The following is a 25,558-nucleotide window of genomic DNA, read 5'->3' on the forward strand; positions in this document are numbered from 1 at the left end:
AAAACAGGATTAATATTTAAATCAAATTTGAAAAAATCTACTAAGAATTTTTCAAATTGATAACTTCTTGATCTGTTAAAAAGCGCCAGTTTCCTCTAGGAAGATTCTTCTTAGTTAAGCCAGCAAAAGCCACGCGGTCAATACGCAAAACATCATAATCAAAGTGTTCGAAAATGGCACGAACTACTTTTACATTAGATGATTTTAGTTTAAGACCAACTTCACTTTTTGCTTCTTTTTCAATGTAGCTGACTTCTTCAACAAACACACGATGCCCGTCAAGAACTAAACCTTTGCTGATTTTTTCTAAATCCTCAAATTTCAAATTTTTGTCTAAAGATACCTGATAAATTTTAGACGATTTCTGATTCGGTAAAGTAAACTTACGAATCATATCAGTATCGTTTGTAAACAACAATAATCCAGTTGTATTTTTGTCCATTCTTCCAACTGCAGCAATTTTTGCATTGGTAGAACCACGTACTAGTTCCAGAACGTTACGGTATTCCTGACCTTCGTCAAGCGCAGTTGTAAAGTTTTTAGGCTTGTTTAGTAAGATATATTCTTTCTTTTCAGGAGTTAAAACAACACCGTCAAAATTTACAACATCATTCAATTTTACTAAATAACCCATTTCAGTAACCGGAACACCATTTACTTTTACGTTTCCAGACTGAATATATATATCGGCATCACGACGAGAACAAACCCCAGAATTTGAGATGTATTTGTTCAAACGAATTTCGTCAGAAGCCTTTTGTCTCTTTGCCGGCTGATTTTGTTTTCTAATTTTTTCAGCTGCTGCTTCCTGCGCTGCCTTAACTTCAGGTTTCACTTTTTTAGGCCCTTGCGCACGCTTAGCCATAGGAGGTTTTGGCTTGCTTGAGTTTGATCTTGAGCTATTTGGTCTTGATCCGCCTCTTTTATTATTGCCTTCCTTATTGTTCATAAATTCTGTAATTTGTGCAAAGATAGTTTTTTCCTGCTAATAAATCTTAAGTTCAATGTTCTTAGATTGATAGCTTTCAAATTTAAGATAATCTGAAGCATCATAATTGGCTTTTTTAAAGATTTAGTTATTTCACAAAGCTTCTCAAAGTCAAGCACAAAGATGCACAAAAGAAAAATCGGCAAGAAATGAAATAACCAGCGAGAACCCGTTCAACCTATAAAATCAGCGGGTCAATTTAAAATGTAGAAATCAATTGACGTCCATGCCACAAAACACTCGGATTAATCAAAACGATACAGAAAACCCCCGAAACAATTAAAAATTTCAATACGTTATGCAGTAATAAAAATTGCTTTTTAGAATTCGATCTCCATAAATAAAGCAGGAAAAAAAGCAAAACAATAAAACATACATAAAAGTAAATATCCATATAACCTACATCATAAATGTTTACCAAAATATAAACCGGAATTACCGTTAAAAATGTCAAAACAGTAATAATTTGTTTTGAAACCTTTTCATTATAGGTAATGGGAATTGTATGATAATCATTTGCCAAATCGCCTTTTAAATTCTCCAAATCCTTTATCATTTCCCGAATCAAAAGCAATAAAAACAAAAACATGGCGTGTGCCGAAATTACAGCAAAATGACTTCTGTGATTTTCAATTTCTTCAAAAGAAATCGAATTATAGAAATATAATAAAATTGCAAAAAACGGAATTACAGCCATAAAAGCCGCAGTCAAATTCCCTACAATTGGATATTTCTTAATTTTATGAGAGTAAAACCAAATCAGGAAAATATAGGCCGAAAAGAATAAAAAAGCACGCCAGGAAACAATTGAAGCCATTAAAACCGCCAGAAAATTCAGGCTGAAATAAACTGTCAGTTTTGTTTTCTGACTCACCAATCTATCCAGCATAGATTTGTTAGGTCGATTGATTAAATCTTTCTGACTATCGTAAAAATTATTGATAATATAACCCGAAGCAATCGTAACCGCCGAAGCAAATACAATCAAAAACAAATAAAAATCCAGCAAGATATCCAACGCTCTTTTTTCTGGAGCCAGAATAAAAATTGCCGATAAATATTGTGCTAAAACAATAATAGGAATGTTGTAACCGCGTACCACAGAAAACAAACTAACAATTTTCATTACTAAAAGTTTGTGCTGTCTGCTTAACATAAATTATTGTGGTGTTGGATTAGATTAAGGGAAGTTAAAGGATATTTTTTAAACCTGAAATTTAGAGTCTGTTTTTTAACAATTCTTTAGAGCCATAACCTAGTTTTCGAATGCAGGCCAACGCTTCTTTTTGTGTTATATTAATTTCTTTAATGTCTTTTTTTTCTACAAAACAAACAGAACCACTCCACGGATTTGGCGCATTGGGAATAAAAACAGTAAAATTGTTTTCATTTATTTGTTCTATTAAAAAAGCAAATTGCCAGCCTGCATCTGTAGGAACTAAAATGACTTTTAAATCTTGTTTAGATTCAAGTCCCATAATATTTTCATTCATGTTTTTCATAAATGAATATCCGGGAACAAAACTTAAAATGCCATTTTCTAATTTTTGGATTATTTTTTTTGCACCGGCAGTTCTGGCTAGTAAACCCGCTGTAAAACAAATAAGAATTAAGATTATGGTTCCAACAAGTTCCTGAAGTGCAATTCCTAAAACGTGTACTCTTGGAAGGAAATTTACAAGCGGAAGTGTGATTTTTTGAATTATGCCGTATCCTTTTTCAAGAATAATAAGCAGTACGACTAAAGGTGCTAAAAATAGAATTCCTCCTAAAAAAGTTGCTTTGATTATTCTTAAAACACTTTTCATAATAAGTAACTTTTTAGGATTTAAAACTTATGAAAATATACTCAAATAACCTTAGTTTTTAAGAGTTAAAACTGATAAACTACTTCCAGTTTATAATCTTTTAATGAGGCTTTTGCACGTTCCAAGTCTTCAGTAAAGCCAAGGATATAACCACCTCCGCCAGAACCACAAAGTTTTAAGTAATAATCGTTTGTGTCAATTCCATTTTGCCATATTCCATGAAATTGTTCCGGAATCATTGGTTTAAAATTGTTTAAAACTACTTTTGAAAGTTTTTTAGTATTGGTAAACAAAGACTTCATGTCGCCATGTAAAAAGTTTTCTACACATGCGTCAGTATATTTTACGAATTGGTTTTTAAGCATAGTACGGAAACCTTTATCTTTTAGGTTTTCCATGAAAATGTTAACCATTGGAGCGGTTTCACCAACAATTCCAGAGTCTAATAAAAATACAGCACCTTTTCCGTCAAAACTCTGCGTCGGAATTCCGGTTGCTTCAATATTATCTTTAGAATTAATTAAAATCGGGATACTCAAATAGCTGTTTAACGGATCTAAACCAGAACTTTTTCCGTGGAAAAAACTCTCCATTTGAGAAAATATATTCTTTAACTGTAATAGTTTTTCACGTGTTAAATTCTCTAAAACCGTGATTTTATTATTTGCATATTTGTCATAAATAGCTGCCACAAGCGCGCCGCTGCTTCCAACTCCGTATCCTTGTGGAATGCTTGAATCGAAATACATTCCGGTTTCGACATCATTTTTAAGAGCTGCTAAATCAAAAGTAACCAATTCTGACTGCTGTGTCTGTAAGACTTCAAGATAAGAAGCAAAGCTTTTTAAGCTTTTGTTTGATACAATTGCTTCTGCCGAAGGCTCTTCAGACTTCTTTAAAGCACCATTATAAAAATTATAAGGAATAGAAAGTCCTTTAGAGTCGCGAATAATTCCGTATTCTCCAAAGAGTAATATTTTTGAGTAAAATAAGGGTCCTTTCATGATTTATTTTATGTCTTACTTTATTTTATTTGGGTTTTGTCTGGTGTCGAAAACATTATGAATTCTAATTTCATTTGCGCTAAAACTATATAATAGACTTGATTGTTTTGTTATAACACATTTTCGGTATTTCTTGTTTATGGATGATTTTGGAAAAATTTCTGGATTCATCACCATTATTGAAATTGCTTTATCAAATTTGATAATAAACATCTTTTTTGATTTTTCAGACCATCTTGCTTCAATGAACATTAAAACTGAATCTAAATTTTTCTCCGCTGTTTTTGAAAAACTTACTTTAAGATTCACTATTTGTATTTTTTCATCACATCCTCATAGCTCGTAAATTCTCCTCTTTCAAATTCTAATTCACTTTGAGCTATATCCTCTTTTTGTTGATCAGTCAAATCGTCCCACCAATCTTTTTTATTTTTTCTAAGCAATTTCGCAACTGCCATAATGATTGAAGGATCATCAGTTTTTTTCAACATCTCCATCGCTTCGCGTTTTTCTAATTGAATATCCATAACCAAAAATTTAAACTAAAGATACGGAAAATTATAATGCAATCGCACCGTGTCCAATTTTGTCGCAAATGTATTGACTATTCTGACAAAATACAACTAATTTGTCCTGAATAAATTGTAATACTTTTTCGCTAACGTTTTCGGGATAAAGGACATGCACATTTGCTCCGGCATCAAGGGTAAAACATACTGGAATTTGGGTTTCTTGCCTAAATTTCCAGATCGCATTTATGATTTCCAGCGTGTTTGGTTTCATCAAAATAAAATACGGCATTGATGTCATCATCATTGCGTGTAAAGTCAATGCTTCACTTTCTACAACTTTAATGAATTCGTCTAAATTTCCGTTTTCAAAAATGGCAATTAATTTATCAAGATTTTCGTGTGCCTGAGCAAAACGTCTTTCGGCATAAGGATGATTGTGCATTAAATCATGTCCAACAGTACTCGAAACTTGTTTTTCACCTTTATCAACTAATAAAATTGTATCCTGATAATTTTTGAAATTCTCATGAATCGTATACGGAAATTCAACTCCAAATAAATCAGTGCTTCCTTGAATATTTGCCTGATTTCCCCAAACAACAACATTTCCTTTTACACTTCGGCAGGCACTTCCTGAACCTAAACGAGCCAAAAATGAAGCTTTTTGATAGAAATAATCCTCTGTCATTTCTGGGTTTAGTTTTCTTTCTAAACTCATAAAATTCATTGCCAAAGCTGCCATTCCAGAAGCCGAAGATGCAATTCCCGAACTGTGCGGAAATGTATTCTGCGTATCAATCGTAAAATGATAATCTTTTAAAAACGGCAGATAAACTTCAACTCTTTCTAAAAACTTCTTAATCTTTGGTTTAAAGTCTTCTTTTGGTTTTCCTTCAAAAAGTAAATCAAAAGAAAAGCTTCCTTGATTTTCTTTTTTAGAAAAAGCCAATTTCGTAATCGTTTTACAATTATTCAAAGTAAAACTTACCGAAGGATTTGCCGGAATCTGGTTGTCTTTTTTCCCCCAATATTTAACCAATGCAATGTTGCTGGGAGCGCTCCATTCAAAGTTTCCGTTTTCGATTGTTGAAGTATATTTATTTGGAATAAAATCAGCTGCTGTAAACATGAAATATAAATTTTGGCAAAGATAGTTTTTAAAATATTTCACCATATAAGTTATATAAGAAATTATAAGTAAGCTTTGCTAAAATGAACTTATATGACTTATATGGTTTCCAAATATCTTTTGACTATTTTTGGATACAAAATTTGATAAAATGAACAAGACGGTAAAAATCATTATAGCTTTAATTATTTGTTTAGCAGTAGGATATTCTGCAAGTGTGGTAACAAGACCGAGTGTAGAAAGCTGGTATCCAACAATTGCGAAACCTGTTTTTAATCCGCCAAATTGGATTTTTATGCCCGTTTGGACTACGCTTTATATTTTTATGGCCATTGCGGCAGCGCTGGTTTGGAATAAAATAAAAGAACAAACCGAAAAAGTAAAAACGGCACTTCTTTTCTTTTTGATTCAATTAACCTTAAATGCGATTTGGTCGTATTTATTCTTCGGATTAAAAAATCCGCTTTTAGCTTTAATAGAAATAATTCTTTTATGGCTGATGATTTACGAAACTTATTTAAAATTTACCAGAATAAATAAAATTTCAGGTTATTTATTGATTCCGTATTTAGCATGGGTTGGATTTGCAACGGTTTTAAATGTGAGTATTTGGTGGTTGAATAAATAGTTTTAAAAAAAACTAAATCAAAACCTTTTGACTAGTTTCTTCAATTCACCTTTATCAAACAGAACAGGTCCGTGACCAAAGCACAATATTTTGGGTTGTAATGAAGCCAATTTTAGAATGGATTTTCTATTGGTTTCTTGGTTTGAAGTAAATAAATGAGGTGGTTTGTGTAGCCCAACTTTTGTAGTCAGCAAATTCATATTGGTCATAACATCACCGACAATTAATACGCCGTCTTTCTCTCTGAAAAACGACAAATGACCTCGTGAATGTCCTGGAGTTTCAACAACTGTAAATCCGCCGATTTTATCTCCTTCTTTTAAAGTTTGAGAAACCAAATGCCCTTTTCCAGCCCAGAAATTCTTCTGAAATTTTGAGATGACATGATTCGGATTTGGGTATTCTGTGGTTACATTTCCGTTTTCGGCGAATTCTTTTTCAGGTTCACTGCACAAAAGTGGAATGTTCAAAGTTTCACAGATTACTTTACTGCTTCCTTGATGATCTGCGTGTGCGTGTGTTAGTACGTGTTGGGTAATAGATTTGCCTTTTATTACTTTTAATATTTTATTGGCAGAAGTTCTAATTCCGGCATCAATTAAGACATCTTCAATCAAATAACAATTTATGGCATTTCTTGGAAATAACGGAATGTGGTAAACGTCTTTGGCGATATTGTTCATCTTTTCAAATTTTTATTTTGACAAAGATTCGAATTCGGTTTCTCAATTCACTTGATAAATGTTAAGAAATGCTTTGACGAATTCGGCTTAAAGATTCAGGAGTAATTCCGAGAAAGGAAGCGATATAAATTAAAGGCGTGCGCTGAATTATTTTGGCTGGAGCCGAAGCTAAAAAAGTCTGGTATTTTTCTTTGGCAGGAATCATTTGAAGTTTTAGAATTCTGTCTGCCATACAAAGATAATTCTGCTCTGCTAAAATTCTCCCGACACGTTCCCAATTCGGAATTTCGTTATATAGAAACTGCATTTTCTCAAAAGTAATCGAAAGAACTTCGCAATCTTCAATACACTGAATATTTTCAAAAGAAACGGATTGATTTATAAAACTGGAATATGAAGCGATAAAACCCTCATCACAACTTAAATAAGTGGTAATTTCTTTGCCATCTTTTAAGTAATAAACACGAGCCAAACCTTCAATAATAAAGAAAATCTTATTGCTGATTTTTTCCATTGATGAAAGATATTCTTTGGCATTAAACGTTTCATATTCAAAACAAGAAGCAATTGTCCCGATTTCATTTTCAGAAAAAGAGGCAATTGCTGTGATTTGTTTTTGTAATGAAAGATGCATTTTATAAAATCTCAATTAATTCTGAAGCCTTATTGACAACTAATTTTGCACCGCTGTTTTTCAATTCTTCTTCTGTTCTGTAACCCCAAGTAACGCCAACAGGAAACATATTGGCATTTACAGCTGTTTGCATATCGATATCAGAATCGCCGACAAAAAGGATTTCTTCGGGTTTTAAATTCCATTTCTTGCCAATTTCTAAGGCCTCAAACGGATTTGGTTTTTTAAGCGCTTCTGTGCTTAAACCAACTGTCGCATCGAAATGATTTGGGAATATTTCTGATGCTATTTTCTTCGTTAATTCATCGGCTTTGTTCGAGAAAACAGCCATTTTGATATTTTGTGAAGTCAGGTTTTCCAACAACTCAACAATTCCGTCATAAGGTTTTGTTTTCAACGTACAGATTTTAGTATATTCTTCAACCATACATTCAAAACAACTTTCGATTTCATCATCAGAACTGTTTGCAGCGGGTAAAGCTTTGCTAACTAGATTTCGTAAACCGCTCCCAATAAAATATTGATAAGTATCGTAAGTATGTGTGGGATAATTTAAAGCAGTAAGCACTTTATTCATTGCATCTGAGATATCATGTAATGAATCTACAAGCGTTCCGTCTAAATCGAAAATAATTCCTTTAAATTTCATTTTGTATTAAATATTTTGAGCCAGAATAAACCCGCTTGTCCAGGCATTCTGAAAATTAAATCCTCCTGTTATGGCATCAATATTGACAATTTCACCAGCAAAATAAAGGTTCTCGTGTATTTTGCTTTCCATTGTTTTAAAGTTGATTTCCTTCAAATCGATTCCGCCAGCTGTTACAAATTCCTCTTTAAAAGTGCTTTTTCCGTTGACTTTAAATTCGGCTTTTGTGAGTTGTGAAGTTAGGTTCTGCAATTGATTTTTAGATAGATCTGCCCATTTTGTTTCCGAATCAATTCCAGAAGCTAAAACTAAACTCTCCCATAAACGATTCGGAAAATCGAAAGGAGATTTTTTGGAAACTGCTTTTTTAGCGTGTTCTTGTTTTAAATCTTTTAGGATTTTTTCGGCGTCTTCAAAATCAACATCATTTAACCAATTCACAAAAATGGTAAACTGATAATTTTTGTCGTGCAGAATACGTGCGCCCCAAGCTGAAAGTTTTAAGATCGCTGGTCCGCTCATTCCCCAGTGCGTTATTAGTAAAGGTCCTGTCGATTCTAGTTTAGTGTCTTTTACATTAACCGTAACTTGCGCGGCAACACCTGGTAATTCTTTAATTCTGGAATCTTTGATGTTGAAAGTAAATAGGGAAGGAACAGGGCTTACAATTGCGTGTCCGTGTTCCTGAAGCATTTCCCAGATTTTAGGATTACTTCCTGTTGCCATTACTAATTTTTCGGCAGCGAAATTGTCGCTTTGTGTATCAATTTTCCAGTGATTTTCTTTTTTGAAAATGGATTGTACACTTTGTCCTGTCAATACTTTTATGCCTAATTTTTCGGTTGCTTTTAAGAAACAATCGATAATAGTTTGCGATGAATTAGAAACAGGAAACATTCTTCCGTCTTCTTCAATTTTTAATTCTACTCCATGTTTTTCAAACCATTCGATAGTATCGCCCGAACAAAATTGATGAAAAGGGCCTCGAAGTTCTTTTTCACCGCGAGGATAAAATTTTACCAGTTCGTTAGGTTCAAAACAAGCGTGCGTGACATTGCATCGTCCGCCTCCGGAAACGCGGACTTTAGAAAGTACTTCTTTTCCTCTTTCTAAAATGGCGATTTTCAGTTTTGGATTTTTCTCCGCAATATTAATTGCAGTAAAAAAACCTGCAGCGCCTCCGCCAACGATGATTATGTCGAAATTTTTGATCATATTTTTATCTTTTTGCCACGACTCGAGCGATAGCGAACTGGCGTAGCAATTCCACGAATTGGCACTAATTTTTCTGCCACAGATTAAAATGATTTACACAGATTTAAGCATGGATAAATTGATTCGTGAAAATTAGTGAAATTCGTGGCGAAAGAAAAATCCTTTTAATCCTAATAATCTGTGGCTGAAAATTTTAAACTTTATATTTTGTCTGGATTATCAGAGATAATTCCATCTACATTATGACTCTTTACTTTCTGAATTTCTTCTTCTGAGTTTACCGTCCAGGGTAAAACAAGAAATCCTTTTTCTTGCATTTGATGGACGTTCTCTTTATTCAATAATTGAAAATCTGGATGAATGGCTTTTGCTTTTATTTTTTTGGCGAAAGCCAAAGCTATATTTATATCTTCTTCTGTTAGAACACCAATCGGGATATTTGGATTTAGGCTTGATGTTTCCTCCAACATATTCCAATCGAAACTTGAAATGATGAAATGCTCGTATTTCCAGCCCTTTTCAGAAATATATTCTTCAATTAACGAGACAACTTTATTTGCAGTTCCTAAACCTTTTAATTCGATATTGATGAGACATTTTTTGTCAACCAGATCAAAAACCTCGTTTAAAGTTGGGATTTGGTATTTTTCGTCAATTAAAAATGACTTTAATTCTGCTAAAGTAAAATCATTTATAAGACCTTTTCCATTAGTAGTTCTGTCGATGGTTTCATCATGAATTACGATTATATGTCCGTCCAAACTCAGGTGAACGTCGAGTTCAATTCCGTCTGAATTTAAGTCTAAGGCTTTTTGAAAAGCTTGTAAAGTATTTTCAGGTTCGTAGGCTTTGGCGCCTCGATGTGCAATTTTTAGCATTTTGCAGTGTTTTTTCTAACCGCAAAGGTCGCAAAGTTTTACGCAATCCCGATAGCTATCGGGAGCAAATATTATAAAAAAAAATATTAGCCACAGATTATAAAGATTAAAAGGATTTTTTCTTTAGCCACGAATTACACCAATTTTCACAAATTCAAATAGAATAAATTAATTCGTGAAAATTGGTGTAATTCGTGGCAAACAAATCTGTGTTAATCTTTATAATCTGTGGCTAAAAAAAATCTTTGTGGTTAAATCAGTTCCAGTAAAACAATATCAAAATCATTGTCAATAACCACTTTTCCATCAACAACTTCAACTTCTTGATTTGAATAAGTATCTTTTAGTTTTGTTCCGTTTGGGAAGACGTCGCCAACAGGAAGTTCTTTTCTTCCTTTTGGTAAATCTACTCCCATAACTACTTTATCTGTAAAAGAACCTTTTGTAAATGTTCTGGAAAAAGTATAAGGATACGGATTAATTAATTTATGAATACCAGCTCCAACAGCAGGATGATTTCGTCTAAACTGACCTAATTTCTGCCAGTGTAAAAGTGTTTTTTGTGTTTCAGAATTGTTTTGAATATCTTCCCAATTCATATTAGAACGTAAGGTTGCGTCGCCCTGAGTGCCTTCAATAACTAAAGATCTAGCCGATTCATCTCCGTAATAAACCTGCGACATTCCTGGAGAAAGCAGTAATTTATTGGCGGTTTCAATGCTTTTGGTTCTATTGGCATCAAAAGGCTGTCCATCGTCATGAGAAGACATATAATTAAGGACAGAATATCCTTTTAAATCATTGTTTAAAGCGTTTGAATATTTAGAAAATAAACCTTCATAATCGTTTTGAGCGACATTCCATTTAAATTCAAAATTGATCATGCTGTTAAATCCATTTTGGAAATAATTTACTTTTCGGTCTCCAAAATCATAATCCTGTCCGCCGCTTATTCCGTAACCATAAACTTCGGCAATGGTATAAAATGGGTTTTGATCTAAAACTTCCAACGGATGATGTTTTTTCCAAGTTTCAAAAGCGTAATCACATTCTTTTTTGAAATCGGCCCAAACCTTTTCGTCGGTATGTTTTACGGTGTCACCTCTGTAGCCATCAATTCCGAATTCTAAAATATAATCGGTAAGCCATTTTATGATGTAATATTTCGGAGTTCTTGGGTAACCTGTTCTTTTAAAAAATTCGTCTAACGAAGCAATTTCTTTTTCATAACGTCCTTCTTTTTTCCATTTTTCAGCTAAAAAAGGAGGGAGCGCTACTTCTTGATTACTTTCAGTTCTAACATCCGGAAGATTGTCAACCAAAGTACACATGGTTGTATTTTCGAAAGATTTATAATCGCAGACAACACCAGTTCTAACCCAGTCAGAAGGCCAAACTGGATCTTCTGGAGTTACTGGCCCAGTGTGATTGATAACTCCGTCAAGAACTATTCTGATACCTCTTTCGTGTGCTTTTTTTACCAGATTTGCTAAGTCTTCTTTTGTTCCGAAGTTCGGATCAAGAGCTGTCCAGTCTTTTGCCCAATAGCCATGAAAGCCATAACTCAATCCAGTTCCTTCGTCAACGCCATCGTGAATCTGTTCTACAATCGGCGTAAGCCAAATGGCATTGATTCCTAATTTTTCAAAATACCCCGATTCTATTTTTTTAGTGATTCCGATGATGTCCCCGCCTTCAAATCCGCGGAGTTTTCCGGGAGTTTTGGTTCGGTTAAAATTGATGTCGTTTGAAGGATCTCCATTGTAAAAACGATCTGTAAGTAAAAAATAAACATTTGCTCCTTCCCAAACGAAAGGTGTTTTCGAAGTATTATTCATTGTAACTGATTTTGAGCCAGAACAACTCATTGTTAAGTATACTAAAGATAAAAAAAGGGAAGTGTATTTTTTCATTATTTAAGAGTTTTTTAGATAAACATCATGTTGAAAAAAATAGCCACAGATTACACAGATTAAAATGATTTTTTTCTTTTGCCACGAATTACACGAATCTCCACGAATTAATTTATCATATTTAAATTTGTGAAAATTAGTGAAATTCGTGGCAAACAAATCTGTGGCAAAAAGATCCTGCGAACTTCGCGGTTAAGCTTTATTCCAATTCTAAAACCAAAGCTGATTTTGGTTCTAAAGTAATTTCAGAAGTTAAGTCGAATGTTTTTCCTGAAATAACATCTTTTCCTGACTTGTAGTTTTTGATATTTTCTTTGAAACGATTTGTTTTTACAACCTGTTCTTTTGCATTGTTATTGAAAACTACCATAACCGTTTTAGCATCTGTATATCTAAAATATACATAAGTGTTGTTCTCAGGAATGTAATGCGTCATTTTTCCGAAATGAACCGCTTCGTTTGTTTTTCTCCAGTTGAATAATTTTGCACTGAAATCAAAGTAAGCCGTTTGTTCTGCAGTTCTTCCTTCTTTTGTAAACGCATTGTTTTTGTCGCCAGCCCATCCGCCTGGGAAATCCTGACGAATATCGGCATCTCCGCCTTTGCCTTTATCACCACCCATTCCTATTTCTGAACCGTAGTAAATTTGTGGAATTCCGCGAACTGTAGCCAATAAAGTCATAGCCAGTTTATATTTTGGCAAATCATATTTGAACTTTTCGTTCATACGATCTGTGTCATGATTTTCAGAAAAAACCAAAATATTATTGGTATTTGGATATAAAAAATCCATGGCAAAATTGTTGTAGAATTTAATAAGTCCATTGTCCCAGCTTGGCTCATTTTCGTTGAAAGCAGAAGTAATTTGGCTTTGAAGCGTAAAATCCATTACACTTGGAAGGTTTGAATTGTAATTTTCGATCGCACCAATTTTACTGTCTTTTTGCCAAAAAGCTAAATTTGCCTGATTGTGCATCCAGATTTCGCCCACAATATTAAAGTTTGGATACTCATCTGTAATAGATTTTGCCCAATTTGCCATGGCGGTTTTATCCGAATAGTTATAAGTGTCTACTCTGAATCCGTCAAGATTAGCGAATTCAATCCACCAGATTGCGTTTTGAGTTAAGTATTTTGCAACTAAAGGATTTCTTAAATTCAAATCTGGCATCGAAGGCACAAACCATCCATCAACACAAACTTCCTGATCTATTTTTGAGGCGTGAATATCTGTAATTACTTCACGACGGTGATGTGTTTGTGTAAAAGTTTCGAATTGATTGAACCATGTTTTGGTTGGAATATCCTTCATCATCCAGTGTGTAATTCCCCAGTGATTGGTTACATAATCCATAACCAGTTTCATGTTCTTTTTATGCATTTCTGCCGATAAACGAGCATAATCTTCGTTTGTTCCATAACGCGGATCAATTTTATAAACATCAGATTGCCCGTAAGTATGATACGAATGCTGTTTGTCATTGTCTTCGCATAAAGGCGTGCTCCAAATTGTAGTTGCACCAAGTGACGAAATATAATCTAGGTTTTTGATGATTCCTTCGATATCTCCGCCGTGACGTCCGCTTGGATCTTGACGGTTTCCTTTTTCAGTTAAAGAAACATCGCTGTCGTTTTTCGGATTTCCGTTAGCAAAACGATCTGGCATGATTAGGTAAATTAAATCAGAGGCATCGTAACTCTTTCTGTCCGCAGAATTGGCTCTTCTTTCTTTAAGAACATATTTTTGTTTAAAGGCAACTTTATTATTGTTTTTAAAAGAGAAAATCAATTCAGAAGCTTTTACATCTTTTGTATCAATAGTTACGAAAAGGTAGTTTGGATTTTCTGTTTTTTCTACATTTTTAATCACAACATTATTAGATACAGAAGCTTCGTATTGTGTAATATTTTTTCCGTAGAACATAATCTGCAGTTCCGAATTTTTCATTCCTGCGTACCAAAACGGTGGTTCTACTTTTTGGATTTGCGCTTTCGCGGAAGCGGAAAACAACAAAATAAACAACAGGATTAGTTTATAGATAAGTGATGTTTTTTGGTTTTTCATAGTTTGTATTTTTTCGATTTCCTGCAAGGTTTTTAAAACCTTGTAGGTATCAATGAGTAGAAGAGAAGTTATAAAAAACCTACAAGGTTTTGGAAACCTTGCAGGACTGTTGCCTTCATATAATATACCTAACAGGTTTTAAAAACCTGTTAGGATAAGCTTTTTGAAATTTAAAAAAAAGACAAGTAATCTATGGGGGAAATTACTTGTCTTTAAAAAAATTACTTTGTTTCAATAATGCTTATCGCATAACCTCCTCCCGGAGCAGAAAACTGAGATAATTTTGATTTGTTTGTTACAACAATTTTCTTGATTGTATAAGCTTGCGGATTAGTTTTGTAATGCGCATCTTTTGCATCAGCATAAATTGTTGCAGTGTATTTTTTACCTTTTTCAAGGAAGCTGAAATCGATGTTTGAAGTACGTGGAGTTTCTCCGTTTACGTTTCCAACGAACCAGTTGTTTGTTCCTTTTGCTTTACGAGCAACTGTAATGAAATCTCCTGGTTCAGCTTCAATATATTTGCTTTCAGACCAGTCTACAGCCACATCTTTAATGAATTGGAATGCATCTGGAAAACGGTTGTAGTTTTCTGGAGTATCAGCTGCCATTTGCAACGGACTGTACATTGTTATATATAATGCCAATTGATTTGCAATTGTACTGTTTACATGCGATTTGTTGTCAGGATTCATTTTACTGATATCCATTTCGAAGATTCCCGGAGTATAATCCATTGGACCACCGATTAAACGTGTAAATGGTAAAACCGTTACGTGATTTGATTTAGAACCTCCAAAAGCTTGGTATTCTGTTCCTCTTGCTGCTTCGTTTCCAATTAAGTTAGGATACGTTCTTGCAATTCCTGTTGGGCGAACTGCTTCGTGAGCATTCACCATAATTTTATAATCTGCTGCTTTTTCGATTGCATATTGGTAATGGTTTACAATCCATTGGCTGTAATGGTTTTCACCTCTTGGCAAGATATCACCTACGTAACCGCTTTTTACAGCATCGTATCCGTTATCATTCATGAACTTGTAAGCAGCATCCATGTGGCGCTCGTAGTTACGAACAGATCCTGAAGTTTCGTGGTGCATGATGATTTTTACACCTTTCGATTTTGCGTATTCGTGCAAACCTTTTACGTCGAAATCCGGGTAAGGAGTTAAGAAATCAAAAACATAATCTTTAGAATGTCCAAACCAGTCTTCCCAGCCTTCGTTCCAACCTTCAACTAAAACAGCGTCGAAACCATTTGCAGCAGCGAAATCAATGTATTTTTTTACGTTAGCATTGTTTGCACCATGCGTTCCGTTTGGTTTTGCTTTCGCGAAATCTGTAACCCCCAATTGAACTGTTGGATAATCATTTGTGTAAGACCAAGAGCTTTTTCCTGTAATCATTTCCCACCAAACACCAACGTATTTTACAGGTTTAATCCAAGAAGTATTGTCAATTTTTGATGGATCGTTTAAGTTGTAAGTCATTTTTGAAGCTAAGATTTCTCTAGCATCATCGCTCACGATAATCGTTCTCCAAGGCGAATGATTTGGCGCCTGCATGTGACCTTTGTCTCCTTTTGCATCTGGTGTTAACCAAGATTCGAAAACTAAGTTTTTATCGTCTAAATTCAAGTGCATACAAGAATAGTCGATCAAAGCCGCTTCGTGTAAGTTGATGTAGATTCCTTCATTCGTTTTCAACATTAAAGAAGTCTGAACTCCTGTTGGCGAAAAAGATTTTTGAGAAACGTTTGCCGTATATGCTTTTTGAGATAAACCTCTAATTTCAGATAATTTTGATTTTGTATAATCGTATTCCTGTGTGTCATAATCTCCCGGAATCCAGAAAGCAGTATGATCTCCAGTCATTGCAAATTGAGATCTTTCTTCTTTGATTACAAAATAAGTAAGATTTTTTTGTGCTGGAAACTCGTATCTGAATCCTAAACCGTCATCAAATAAACGGAAACGAATTACGATCTGTCTGTCTGTTCCTTTTTGGTTTAAAGTTACAGCCAATTCATTATAATGATTTCTGATGTGATCTACTTCTCCCCAAACTGGTTTCCAAGTTTCATCAAAAGTGGAAGTTTTTGTATCAGCAATTGTAAAGTCGTTCAACAAAGATTTTTTATCATCTTTAAGCTCAAGACCCAATTTACTGGTTTTTACAACTTCTTTGTTTTTGTATTTTAAATTGTACGTTGGAGTTCCGTCGTTTTGAAGAGAAAATTCCATTACGAACTTTCCTTCGGGTGATTTTAATTGCTGCGCTTTTGCAACAGTGCTGAACGCAAACAAAATTAAACTTGCGAAAAATAAGTTTTTCATGTTTTTTAGATTTTTAGTTTGTAGTAATGTGTTTTGGGCGTAATCATTTTAACACATAGAAACATAGATATTTATTTATAAAAAAAGAAGATAAAGAGAAAACTGTTTCTTTCACATAGCGCACTATGTTTATTTTAAATAAGTGAAACGCCTTTTTGAGTAATCTAAATCTATGTTTCTATGTGTTTATTTTTTTAAAATTATCCCGAATTTATTGTATTAATTTATTTGTACAAATTTACTTGCAATTACAGGATTTCCATTTACGATAATTGTTAAATCTTGATCGCCGTCTACAGTAAAAGTTGTTTCGTTGTGATTTACAGCTACTTTTAAAATTTGATTTCTGAAATTGATTTTAAAAGAATAACCATTCCATTCTTTCGGAATTTTTGGAGAGAAATGAAGCTGGTCATTTTTCACACGCATTCCTCCAAAGCCTTCCACGATACTCATCCAAGTTCCGGCCATTGACGTGATATGACAACCTTCTTCCACTTCTTTATTATAATCGTCCAAATCCAGACGAGAAGTTCTTAAATAAAATGTATATGCCATGTCCATTTTATCTAAAGCTGCTGCCTGTATCGAGTGAACGCAAGGAGAAAGTGAACTTTCATGAACCGTAAATGACTCATAGAATTCGAAATTGCGTTTTAATTCTTCTTTAGAAAAATGATCTTCGAAGAAATAAAAACCTTGTAAAACGTCAGCCTGTTTGATGTATGGTGAACGCAATACGCGATCCCAAGACCATTTTTGGTTAATCGGGCGCTGTGATTTATCTAAATCTTTTACAGGAACTAAATCTTTGTCTAAGAATCCGTCTTGCTGTAAGTAGATTCCAAGTTCTTCAGAAATAGGGAAGTACATGTCATCTGCTACTTTTTTCCATTCTTTAATCTCTTCTACAGAAAGATTTACTTTTTCAAGAATTCTTTTATGATCTGCAGGATATTCTGAAGCCACTTTTTCAATTTGTTCAGCAGCAAAATCAATACACCATTTTGCAATATAATTGGTATAGAAATTATTGTTGATATTGTTTTCGTATTCGTTTGGCCCTGTAACTCCAAGGATTACATACTGATTTTTATCTTTTGAGAAAGAAGCTCTTTGGTGCCAGAAACGCGCAATTCCGATTAAAACTTCTAATCCTTTTTCTGGAATATAAGAGTAATCTCCTGTATAACGGTTATAGTTGTAAATCGCAAAAGCAATCGCACCATTTCTGTGGATTTCTTCATGTGTGATTTCCCATTCGTTGTGGCATTCTTCACCGTTCATGGTCACCATTGGATACAACGCTGCGCCGTTTTTGAAACCTAAATTATCTTTAGCATTTTCAATCGCTTTGTCCAATTGATTGTAACGATACGTCAATAAGTTTCTCGCAACTTGCTGATCTTTTGTAGCCATATAAAACGGAATACAATAGGCCTCAGTGTCCCAATAAGTTGATCCGCCGTATTTTTCTCCGGTGAAACCTTTTGGTCCGATATTTAAACGAGAATCTTTTCCTGAATAGGTTTGGTTCAATTGGAAGATGTTGAAACGAATTCCCTGTTGTGCTTTTACATCGCCTTCAATTGTAATATCCGACATTTCCCAGATTTTTGCCCAAGCATCGATTTGGTTTTGAAGCAAGGTTTCGTAACCTAAAGCAACAGCAGATTTGATTACTTTTTCGGCTCCAGTCAAAGTATTTTCGTGGTTTAAAGAAACCGTGTAACCTCCAATTTTCTGAATTGTTGAGGTTTGTCCTTTTGCAATTATAGTTCCGTAAGTGTACTGAACTTTATCTACAGTTGAATCGATTGTCGATGGCGAAACATTTATATTTTCTCCATTTGCCAAAATCGTATTGTGCATGAAAGTTGTAACCTTAAAATGCGTTTTAAACGTTTGAGCGGTTACAAAAGCTTCGTTTGTACCTTTTTTAACTTCAAGCGGTTCCCAGAATTTTTCTTCCCAGTTGGCATCTTCATTAGTTACACCAGCATCGATGTAAGGTTTGTAAACGATTTTTGCATCTTTGTTTAAAGGTGTAATATCGTATTTGATAATTCCGGCTTCGTCTAAATCTAATGAAAGAAAACGACGAACGTTAACTGCGATTTCAGTTCCGTTTTTTAGAACAGCTTCAAAAGAACGATTGTACCATCCTTCTTTCATATTCAATTCTCTGCGGAAGTTTCTAACTTCGGTACACGTATTTAAATCAAGATTTTCCTCGTTGATTTCTATATCAATTCCAATCCAGTTTGGAGCGTTAAGTACTTTGGCAAAATATTTCGGATAACCGTTTTTCCACCAGCCCACTTTTGTTTTGTCTGGATAGTAAATTCCTGCGATGTAACTTCCCTGAAAAGTTTCTGCAGAGTAAGATTCTTCAAAATTCGCACGCTGTCCCATAGCGCCGTTCCCGATACTAAAAAGACTCTCAGAAGATTTTACTCTCTCTGCATCAAATCCTTCTTCAATAATAGACCAATTGTCTGGTTTTATATAATCTTGGTTCATCTTTTAAATTAGATAATTCGGCAATTTGGTAATTAGATAATTGCCTTGGTTTCTTATTAACTTTTTACATTCATTTGAGAAATTGTTGATTAGAATATTTGTCGATGAGCAACATTATCTCATTGACACATTTTCTAATTATCCAATTAACTCTTCAATAAAGCTTGTTTCGATTTGGGTAAAATCTTTAAAAATATGATCAGCTTCATGTAAAATTGTTTCCTCACCAATTCCCACACTTACCATTTCTGCGATGTTTGCTGCCTGGATTCCAGCAACAGAATCTTCAAATACAATTGAATTTTTTGGATCAATGTTTAATAATTGAGCCGCTTTTAAGAAAACTTCAGGGTCTGGTTTTGCATTGCTGACATCGTTTCCGTCAACAATAACATCGAAGTAAGACAGAACGCCTGTTTTTTCTAGAATTGGTCTTGCATTTTTACTGGCAGAACCCAATGCAATTCCTTGATTTTTATCTTTTAATAGTTTTAGAATTTTTAAAACTCCTGGAAGAACCTCACTTTCATCCATGTCAACTAAATAAGATAAGTAGTCTTCATTTTTTTGAATTAACCATTGATCTTTTTGTTCTTGAGTAGCCTGAACATTGCCTAACCCAAGTATAATGTCTAGCGAACGAACGCGGCTAACACCTTTTAGAAGTTCGTTATCTTCATGGGTAAAATTGATATTTAACGATTTGGCAATTTTCTGCCAAGCCAAAAAGTGGTATTTAGCGGTATCAACGATCACTCCGTCAAGATCGAATATGAATGCTTTTTTGCTCATTGTGTGGAAAATTCTTTATTATGATTTTTGAGTAAAGTCGTCTACGTCTTTTACTTTAGATACTAAAGCTGCGGCGATTAAGAAACTAACTCCGCTAGTAACTAAGGCATAAATTGCGTCTCCGTTGTAAAGGTATTTTACAATTGGACCACCAATTAGAGCATTTACAATTTGAGGAATAACAACAAAGAAGTTGAAGATTCCCATGTAAACTCCCATTTTTTTTGGTGTAATAGAACCCGCAAGAATTGCATAAGGCATGGCCAAAATACTTGCCCAAGCAACACCAATTAAAATCATTGGCAATACAACCCAGTCTTCATTTGGCATGAAATAGATAGAAATTAATCCAATTCCTCCAATGATTAATGAAAGTGAATGTGTCGCTTTTCTTCCGATTTTTTTAGCGATATAAGGCAAGAAAAACAAAGCGACAATGGCAGAAACTAAGTTGTAAACGCCAAATAGGATTCCGACCCAGTCACCAGCGTCTTGATATTGCTGGCTTGACGTATCTTCTAATGGTAAACCGTAAATGTGGTGTGCGATTGCCGGAGTGGTAAAAACCCACATTCCGAATAATCCGAACCAAGAGAAAAACTGCACCCAGCTTAACTGACGCATTGTAACAGGCATTTTTGCAAAATCGGTAAAGATGTCTGTGATTTTTGATTTTTCTTCAGAATCAGGAATTGCATCATTTTGTGGATCTTCAAATTTTGCTAATTCTTCTGGCGAATATTCTTTTGTTGTGAATAGCGTAACCAAGATTGAGCCGATTAAAACCGCCGCTCCGATAATAAAAGACAACGTTAGATTTAACGGAACGCTTCCAGGAACTGTGCTGTTTGGCACGCCAAAATATTTCGTAAGAATGTATGGCAATGCAGAACCAATTACGGCTCCAAAACCAATTAATGAAGTTTGAATACTAAATCCTGCAGTACGCTGGTCTGTTCTTAAATTGTCTCCGACAAGAGCACGGAAAGGTTCCATTGCAATGTTGAAAGAAGCGTCCATAATCATTAACATTCCAGCTCCAACCCATAAGGCTGGTAAAACAGAAATGAAAATGTTAGCCTGCGGCATTAGAATTAATCCAACCGAAGCTAAAACAGCTCCTACTAAAAAGAAAGGTTTTCGTCTGCCGAATCTTCCCCAGGTTTTGTCGCTGTAATGACCAATGATAGGCTGAACTATTAATCCCATAAGAGGAGCAATAATCCAGAACCACGAAAGTTCATGTACGTCGGCACCAAAAATTTGAAGAATTCTGCTGGCATTTGCATTCTGAAGTGCAAACCCCATTTGGATTCCTAAGAATCCGAAACTCATGTTCCAGATTTCCCAGAAACTTAATTTACGCTTTTCCATTATCGTAATTTGTGAAAATTATACGATAAGCGCTTTGCTTATCAAAACTTTGTTCCTTTCGAAGTAAAACTAAAAGCCTTGACGGGCGTAAAATTATAAATTATTTTTTTATATATGCTAATAAAAAAGTCATAAATATTTTTTATGGCTATAGAAAGTATTGATTTTAAGAAAATTAGTCAGTAGATTCTCTTTTAATAAGATGAGTTTCTATGACTTCTGTAATATAATTTTCATTGTGTTCTTCGTCGTCATCTTCTTCTGCTTCTATTCTTTCTATAAGCATTTTAGCGGCTTTATTCCCCATTTTTTCACCGTTTTGGCTTACAGTTGTAATACTTGGAGTTGAGTATTTTGAAATAATTCCATCGGTAAATGCAATTACGGCCAAATCTTCAGGAACTTTTAATCCCATTTTATTAGCTGTTTTGATAATAGTTACTGCAAAAAGCTCATTTACAGCAAAAACAGCATCAAAAGCACGATCGTGCAATAGCTGACTGATTGTAATTTCGCAGGTATCTACATCCTCAATTTTGATAATAAGATCCTCATTAAATGGCAGTCCATTATCTAGTAAGGCTTTTTCGTAACCATCAGTTCTAAGTTTTCCAACGCTTACATAATCAACTGTAGTTACCAAAGCAATCTTTTTGCGACCATTGTCAATTAAACTCTGAACAGCTTCGTATGCTGCAGATTTATCATCAATAATTACTTTATCACATAAAATGTCGTTGGTAACGCGGTCAAACATTACAACAGGCATCCCTTGATTTATAACTTCAGTGATATGATGAAAGTCGCCTTTAAATTGTGTTTCTTTAGAAAGGGACATGATAAAACCATCGATACTTCCGTTGGCCAACATCTCCATATTTAGAACTTCTTTATCAAAAGAATCGTCTGATACACAGATAACTACGCTATATCCGTATTCGTTTGCCACTTGTTCAACTCCATTAATGACAGTCGAGAAAAAATAATGTACAATTTCCGGAATAATAATGCCAATACTTTTGGTTTTTCGATTTTTTAAACTAAGGGCAATATTGTTTGGTTTATAGTTGTAAAACTTTGCAAAAGCCTGCACTTTTAATCGTGTTTCTTCTCCGATTTCAAGGCTGTTTCTAAGTGATTTTGAGACAGTTGAAATAGAGACATCGAGTTCCTTTGCGATCTGTTTTAAGGTTATTTTGCGTTTCATGGCGTGAATTGAAAAAAATCTAATTAATAATAAAGGTATCTGAAATTTTTATAATTGACAATTTTTGACTTAAAAGATTACAAAAAATAGAAAGTTTTCAACACTACCACGTTTTCGTAAACCAATAAAAATCGTGAGTGGTTGGTCGTGTTAATAAATTCCTAATTTTGAAATTCGAAGTAAAATTAAAAACTTAACTAACAATCACAAACTCAAACTAATTTAAACAAAAAGTATGAAAACAATTTACAAAAAGTTGTTATTTTTATTCCTATTGTTGCCGTTTACTGTGTTAGCTCAAAACACTCTAAATGGGACTGTTGTTGATAAAGCAACAGGTCAGCCAATACCAGGAGTAAATATTAATGTACAAGGTGCCCCAAGCGGTGCATCTACCGGATTTGATGGTAATTACCAGCTGTCAAATGTTAAAAATGGAAATAAAATAGTAGTTTCTTTTATTGGCTACAAAACACAAACCATTGATTATACCGGACAAAAAACTCTTAACGTTTCTTTAGAAGAAGATACGAATCAACTTAAAGAAGTTGTCGTACAGGTAGGTTATGGAACTGTTAAGAAAAAAGATGCAACAGGGTCAGTATCTCAAATTTCTGCTAAAGAATTTAACAAAGGTATCAACGTAACTCCAGAAAGTTTAATTAGTGGTCGTATCTCTGGTGTAAACGTAGTAGGCGGTGGAGCTCCTGGAGCAAAAGCTGATATCAGGATTCGTGGAGGATCTTCCTTAAGTGCTTCAAATGAGCCTTTAATCGTTTTAGACGGCCTTCCTTTAAGTAATGATGTACCTAGTGGAGCTACAAGTATTTTATCTACTATTGATCCTAACGATATTGAATCTTTTACAGTATTAAAAGATGCATCGGCTGCTGCAATTTATGGATCTCGTGCAGCGAGTGGTGTAATCGTTATTACGACTAAAAAAGGTTCAAAAGGTGGTGTAAAAGTTAATTTCAGTTCTCAAGTTGGTATTAATACAGTTGCAAATCAGGTTGATGTTTTAGATGCTGATCAATTTCGTGCGTTAGTTAACGAAAAAGGTTCAGCTGCTCAAAAATCTTTACTTGGAACAGCAAATACAAACTGGCAAGACGAAATTTTCCATACTGCTTTAACAACAAACAACAATATCTCTGTAAGTGGTGCTTTATTTAATAAATTACCTGTTAGATTATCTGTTGGTAATGTTGATAATCCTGGAATCTTAAGAAATACTTCTTTTGAAAGAACTACGACATCGATATCGTTAAATCCTGTTTTATTTGATAATCATTTAAAAATTGACATTAACGGAAATTTATCTTTTGGTAAAAACCAATTTCAGGACGAAGGAGCAGTTATTGGAAGTGCAATCGGATTTGATCCAACACAGCCAGTTTATGAAGCAGGTTCTCGATATGGAGGCTATTTTGAATGGTTAGAACCTACTGGAAATGTACCATTATTGCCAGCAAGAAACCCTGTTGCAAGATTAAACCAGGATCAAAGAAGAGCTACTTCAACAAGAAAATGGGGAAATGTTAGATTAGACTACAAATTCCATTTCTTCGAAGATTTAAGAGCTGTTGTTGAAGCTGGTATCGACAGATTTGACAGTAACGGAAATACTACAGTAAGTACAGAAAGTATTTTAGGGTATCAGCCAAAGCCATTTAATGGCCCTGATTATGTGAATTTAGGGAACTACTCTAAATACACAGATATGCTTCAAAATAAAAACTTGAATGCTTATTTTAATTATACTAAAGATTTAGGAAAATTTAAAGTTGATGCAACGGCTGGTTATAATTACCAATTATTTTCAAGAGAAAGATACCAGTCTGGGGAGTTAAGACAGCCAAATCCTAATGAAGATGTAAATACTAGTCCAGATATTAATTTACAGTCTTATTTTGGACGTGTTAATTTAGGATATGATAGTAGATACTTAGTAACTCTGAATTATAGAAGAGACGGAAGTTCTCGTTTTTCAGAAAAATACAGATGGGGAGATTTTGGTGGAGTTGCTTTAGCATGGAATGTTGCTGAAGAGGCTTTCTTAAAAGACAATTCAACATTATCAAGTCTTAAGTTAAGGTTTGGTTATGGATCAACTGGTCAGCAAGATGTTGCTAATGCCTCATATGATTATTTAAAAAGAGTAACGCTTGGAACTATTAATACACAGTATATTTTTGGTGGTCAGGTATATTCTACTGCAAGACCAGAAGGATATAATGAAAATATCAAATGGGAAGAGTTAACTGAGATGAATGTTGGTATTGATTTTGGATTTTTAAATGATAGAATTACTGGAACGGTAAACTATTTTGATAAAAAATCAAGTGATTTATTAGCAGATGTTGTGGTTCCTGATGGAGCTAATATCAGAAATCAGGGTACTTATAATATTGGTAGTGTAAGAACAAAAGGTATTGAGTTTAATATTCAATCTGATATTATTAAAAGTGATAATTTAACTTGGAACTTAGCTTTTAATACAACATATATTGATCAAAAGATTGATGATTTAGGTATTACAGTTCCTGGTTTTCAAGGTTATTTAACAGGAGACAATATTGCCGGAGGATCTGGAAATCAAATTCAGGTAAACTCTGTAGGGTATGCACCTAGATCATTCTTGGTATACGAACAATTATATGATGCCAATAAAAAACCAATCGCAGGTGCTTATGTAGATAGAAATGGTGATGGAAAAATTGACGCTTCAGATCGTTACAGATTCCATAAACCAGCTCCAGATTATACATTTGGTTTGTTCTCTACTTTAAACTACAAAAAGTTTGATTTTACAATGAACTGGAGAGCAAGTTTAGGAAATTATATTTTCGATAACGTAAGTTCTAATTTAGGATATTCTGATGCTGCATTAAGAAGAGATACAGATTTATCAAATGTGAGTGCAGATTATCTAAACACAGGTTTTAGATATGAAGATAATGGTACACAACGTTATTTATCTAACTACTACATAAAAGATGCTTCTTTTATAAAATTAGATAATATTACACTTGGTTATACTTTCGACAAATCATTAATCAAAGCTGCTTCTTTAAGATTTACAGCGGGAGTTCAAAATGTTTTTGTACTTACGAAATATAATGGTTTAGATCCTGAAAGATTCAACGGAATCGATAACAATGTGTATCCAAGAGCTAGAACTTTCTTGTTTGGAGTAAATGCAAGCTTCTAGTAGAAT

21 protein-coding genes are annotated in these 25,558 nt (G+C 34.1%); 2 read left to right on the top strand and 19 right to left on the bottom strand.

What is annotated here, in order from left to right; all coding sequences use genetic code 11:
• Positions 1–40 precede the first annotated feature (40 nt).
• The 7 genes from AABD74_RS06690 to AABD74_RS06720 form a co-directional block, all read right to left on the bottom strand.
• Positions 41–949 carry a pseudouridine synthase gene (locus AABD74_RS06690; RefSeq protein WP_053469976.1) on the bottom strand — a complete coding sequence of 303 codons (909 nt, stop codon included), beginning with the start codon at positions 947–949 and terminating at the stop codon, positions 41–43.
• A gap of 238 nt (positions 950–1,187) precedes the next feature.
• Complete coding sequence (locus AABD74_RS06695; RefSeq protein ID WP_406845046.1) at positions 1,188–2,144, bottom strand: geranylgeranylglycerol-phosphate geranylgeranyltransferase; 957 nt, start codon at positions 2,142–2,144, stop codon at positions 1,188–1,190.
• Positions 2,145–2,205: 61 nt separating this feature from the next.
• Positions 2,206–2,796 (bottom strand): DUF502 domain-containing protein, encoded by a 591-nt coding sequence (locus tag AABD74_RS06700; RefSeq protein ID WP_232677223.1) that lies wholly within the window; start codon positions 2,794–2,796, stop codon positions 2,206–2,208.
• 65 nt (positions 2,797–2,861) lie between these two features.
• Positions 2,862–3,800: a mevalonate kinase gene (locus AABD74_RS06705; RefSeq protein WP_232677203.1), complete on the bottom strand. Its 939-nt coding sequence runs from the start codon at positions 3,798–3,800 to the stop codon at positions 2,862–2,864.
• Between the two features lie 15 nt (positions 3,801–3,815).
• Complete coding sequence (locus AABD74_RS06710) at positions 3,816–4,109, bottom strand: type II toxin-antitoxin system RelE/ParE family toxin (protein WP_406845047.1); 294 nt, start codon at positions 4,107–4,109, stop codon at positions 3,816–3,818.
• Positions 4,109–4,327, bottom strand: coding sequence for a hypothetical protein (locus AABD74_RS06715; RefSeq protein WP_232677182.1), 219 nt, complete (start codon positions 4,325–4,327; stop codon positions 4,109–4,111). Before AABD74_RS06715 ends, AABD74_RS06710 begins: the two co-directional genes overlap by 1 nt.
• Positions 4,328–4,358: 31 nt before the next feature.
• Positions 4,359–5,441, bottom strand: a complete 1,083-nt coding sequence (locus AABD74_RS06720; protein ID WP_406845048.1) for a diphosphomevalonate/mevalonate 3,5-bisphosphate decarboxylase family protein — start codon at positions 5,439–5,441, stop codon at positions 4,359–4,361.
• A gap of 151 nt (positions 5,442–5,592) precedes the next feature.
• Between AABD74_RS06720 and AABD74_RS06725 the strand changes: the two genes are divergently transcribed.
• Positions 5,593–6,069: a TspO/MBR family protein gene (locus tag AABD74_RS06725; RefSeq protein ID WP_406845049.1), complete on the top strand. Its 477-nt coding sequence runs from the start codon at positions 5,593–5,595 to the stop codon at positions 6,067–6,069.
• 17 nt (positions 6,070–6,086) lie between these two features.
• On the opposite strand, the gene AABD74_RS06730 is transcribed toward AABD74_RS06725, so the two are convergent.
• From AABD74_RS06730 to AABD74_RS06785, 12 genes are all read right to left on the bottom strand, one after another.
• Entirely contained in the window at positions 6,087–6,752 is a 666-nt protein-coding gene (locus tag AABD74_RS06730) for an MBL fold metallo-hydrolase (RefSeq protein ID WP_406845050.1), read from the bottom strand.
• A 61-nt stretch (positions 6,753–6,813) separates the two neighbouring features.
• Positions 6,814–7,386: a Crp/Fnr family transcriptional regulator gene (locus tag AABD74_RS06735; protein ID WP_406845051.1), complete on the bottom strand. Its 573-nt coding sequence runs from the start codon at positions 7,384–7,386 to the stop codon at positions 6,814–6,816.
• A 1-nt stretch (position 7,387) separates the two neighbouring features.
• Positions 7,388–8,035: an HAD family hydrolase gene (locus AABD74_RS06740; protein ID WP_232677169.1), complete on the bottom strand. Its 648-nt coding sequence runs from the start codon at positions 8,033–8,035 to the stop codon at positions 7,388–7,390.
• A 6-nt stretch (positions 8,036–8,041) separates the two neighbouring features.
• Positions 8,042–9,250, bottom strand: a complete 1,209-nt coding sequence (locus AABD74_RS06745) for an NAD(P)/FAD-dependent oxidoreductase (RefSeq protein WP_406845052.1) — start codon at positions 9,248–9,250, stop codon at positions 8,042–8,044.
• A 200-nt stretch (positions 9,251–9,450) separates the two neighbouring features.
• Positions 9,451–10,128 (bottom strand): glycerophosphodiester phosphodiesterase, encoded by a 678-nt coding sequence (locus tag AABD74_RS06750; RefSeq protein WP_406845053.1) that lies wholly within the window; start codon positions 10,126–10,128, stop codon positions 9,451–9,453.
• 251 nt (positions 10,129–10,379) lie between these two features.
• The gene (locus tag AABD74_RS06755; protein ID WP_406845054.1) at positions 10,380–12,041 is read right to left on the bottom strand and encodes an alpha-amylase family glycosyl hydrolase; all 1,662 of its coding nucleotides are present in this window, start codon (positions 12,039–12,041) and stop codon (positions 10,380–10,382) included.
• A gap of 199 nt (positions 12,042–12,240) precedes the next feature.
• Positions 12,241–14,106 carry a glycoside hydrolase family 13 protein gene (locus tag AABD74_RS06760; protein WP_406845055.1) on the bottom strand — a complete coding sequence of 622 codons (1,866 nt, stop codon included), beginning with the start codon at positions 14,104–14,106 and terminating at the stop codon, positions 12,241–12,243.
• Positions 14,107–14,327: 221 nt separating this feature from the next.
• On the bottom strand, positions 14,328–16,442 hold the full coding sequence (locus AABD74_RS06765) for a glycoside hydrolase family 97 protein (protein ID WP_406845056.1): 2,115 nt from the start codon (positions 16,440–16,442) through the stop codon (positions 14,328–14,330).
• Between the two features lie 219 nt (positions 16,443–16,661).
• Positions 16,662–18,965 (bottom strand): glycoside hydrolase family 65 protein, encoded by a 2,304-nt coding sequence (locus AABD74_RS06770; protein WP_406845057.1) that lies wholly within the window; start codon positions 18,963–18,965, stop codon positions 16,662–16,664.
• Positions 18,966–19,103: 138 nt separating this feature from the next.
• The gene (gene pgmB / locus AABD74_RS06775) at positions 19,104–19,757 is read right to left on the bottom strand and encodes a beta-phosphoglucomutase (protein WP_160780788.1); all 654 of its coding nucleotides are present in this window, start codon (positions 19,755–19,757) and stop codon (positions 19,104–19,106) included.
• Between the two features lie 18 nt (positions 19,758–19,775).
• Positions 19,776–21,131 (bottom strand): MFS transporter, encoded by a 1,356-nt coding sequence (locus tag AABD74_RS06780; RefSeq protein WP_111379555.1) that lies wholly within the window; start codon positions 21,129–21,131, stop codon positions 19,776–19,778.
• 175 nt (positions 21,132–21,306) lie between these two features.
• Positions 21,307–22,338 carry a LacI family DNA-binding transcriptional regulator gene (locus AABD74_RS06785; RefSeq protein WP_232677132.1) on the bottom strand — a complete coding sequence of 344 codons (1,032 nt, stop codon included), beginning with the start codon at positions 22,336–22,338 and terminating at the stop codon, positions 21,307–21,309.
• Positions 22,339–22,573: 235 nt separating this feature from the next.
• Here AABD74_RS06785 and AABD74_RS06790 point away from each other — a divergent pair, with 235 nt between their 5' ends.
• Positions 22,574–25,552 carry a TonB-dependent receptor gene (locus AABD74_RS06790; RefSeq protein ID WP_232677129.1) on the top strand — a complete coding sequence of 993 codons (2,979 nt, stop codon included), beginning with the start codon at positions 22,574–22,576 and terminating at the stop codon, positions 25,550–25,552.
• Positions 25,553–25,558: the final 6 nt, after the last annotated feature.

Source organism: Flavobacterium soyae (assembly GCF_045348165.1).
GTDB lineage: Bacteria > Bacteroidota > Bacteroidia > Flavobacteriales > Flavobacteriaceae > Flavobacterium > Flavobacterium soyae.

Excerpts from the sequence above, each read along its gene's own strand:
- AABD74_RS06755 (WP_406845054.1), bottom strand. The coding sequence starts at position 12,041 with ATGAAAAAATACACTTCCCTTTTTTTATCTTTAGTATACTTAACAATG.
- AABD74_RS06705 (WP_232677203.1), bottom strand. The coding sequence starts at position 3,800 with ATGAAAGGACCCTTATTTTACTCAAAAATATTACTCTTTGGAGAATAC.
- AABD74_RS06745 (WP_406845052.1), bottom strand. The coding sequence starts at position 9,250 with ATGATCAAAAATTTCGACATAATCATCGTTGGCGGAGGCGCTGCAGGT.
- AABD74_RS06740 (WP_232677169.1), bottom strand. The coding sequence starts at position 8,035 with ATGAAATTTAAAGGAATTATTTTCGATTTAGACGGAACGCTTGTAGAT.
- AABD74_RS06695 (WP_406845046.1), bottom strand. The coding sequence starts at position 2,144 with ATGTTAAGCAGACAGCACAAACTTTTAGTAATGAAAATTGTTAGTTTG.
- AABD74_RS06770 (WP_406845057.1), bottom strand. The coding sequence starts at position 18,965 with ATGAACCAAGATTATATAAAACCAGACAATTGGTCTATTATTGAAGAA.
- AABD74_RS06720 (WP_406845048.1), bottom strand. The coding sequence starts at position 5,441 with ATGTTTACAGCAGCTGATTTTATTCCAAATAAATATACTTCAACAATC.
- AABD74_RS06715 (WP_232677182.1), bottom strand. The coding sequence starts at position 4,327 with ATGGATATTCAATTAGAAAAACGCGAAGCGATGGAGATGTTGAAAAAA.
- AABD74_RS06700 (WP_232677223.1), bottom strand. The coding sequence starts at position 2,796 with ATGAAAAGTGTTTTAAGAATAATCAAAGCAACTTTTTTAGGAGGAATT.
- AABD74_RS06780 (WP_111379555.1), bottom strand. The coding sequence starts at position 21,131 with ATGGAAAAGCGTAAATTAAGTTTCTGGGAAATCTGGAACATGAGTTTC.
- pgmB (WP_160780788.1), bottom strand. The coding sequence starts at position 19,757 with ATGAGCAAAAAAGCATTCATATTCGATCTTGACGGAGTGATCGTTGAT.
- AABD74_RS06690 (WP_053469976.1), bottom strand. The coding sequence starts at position 949 with ATGAACAATAAGGAAGGCAATAATAAAAGAGGCGGATCAAGACCAAAT.
- AABD74_RS06730 (WP_406845050.1), bottom strand. The coding sequence starts at position 6,752 with ATGAACAATATCGCCAAAGACGTTTACCACATTCCGTTATTTCCAAGA.
- AABD74_RS06765 (WP_406845056.1), bottom strand. The coding sequence starts at position 16,442 with ATGAAAAACTTATTTTTCGCAAGTTTAATTTTGTTTGCGTTCAGCACT.
- AABD74_RS06785 (WP_232677132.1), bottom strand. The coding sequence starts at position 22,338 with ATGAAACGCAAAATAACCTTAAAACAGATCGCAAAGGAACTCGATGTC.
- AABD74_RS06725 (WP_406845049.1), top strand. The coding sequence starts at position 5,593 with ATGAACAAGACGGTAAAAATCATTATAGCTTTAATTATTTGTTTAGCA.
- AABD74_RS06750 (WP_406845053.1), bottom strand. The coding sequence starts at position 10,128 with ATGCTAAAAATTGCACATCGAGGCGCCAAAGCCTACGAACCTGAAAAT.
- AABD74_RS06760 (WP_406845055.1), bottom strand. The coding sequence starts at position 14,106 with ATGAAAAACCAAAAAACATCACTTATCTATAAACTAATCCTGTTGTTT.
- AABD74_RS06790 (WP_232677129.1), top strand. The coding sequence starts at position 22,574 with ATGAAAACAATTTACAAAAAGTTGTTATTTTTATTCCTATTGTTGCCG.
- AABD74_RS06735 (WP_406845051.1), bottom strand. The coding sequence starts at position 7,386 with ATGCATCTTTCATTACAAAAACAAATCACAGCAATTGCCTCTTTTTCT.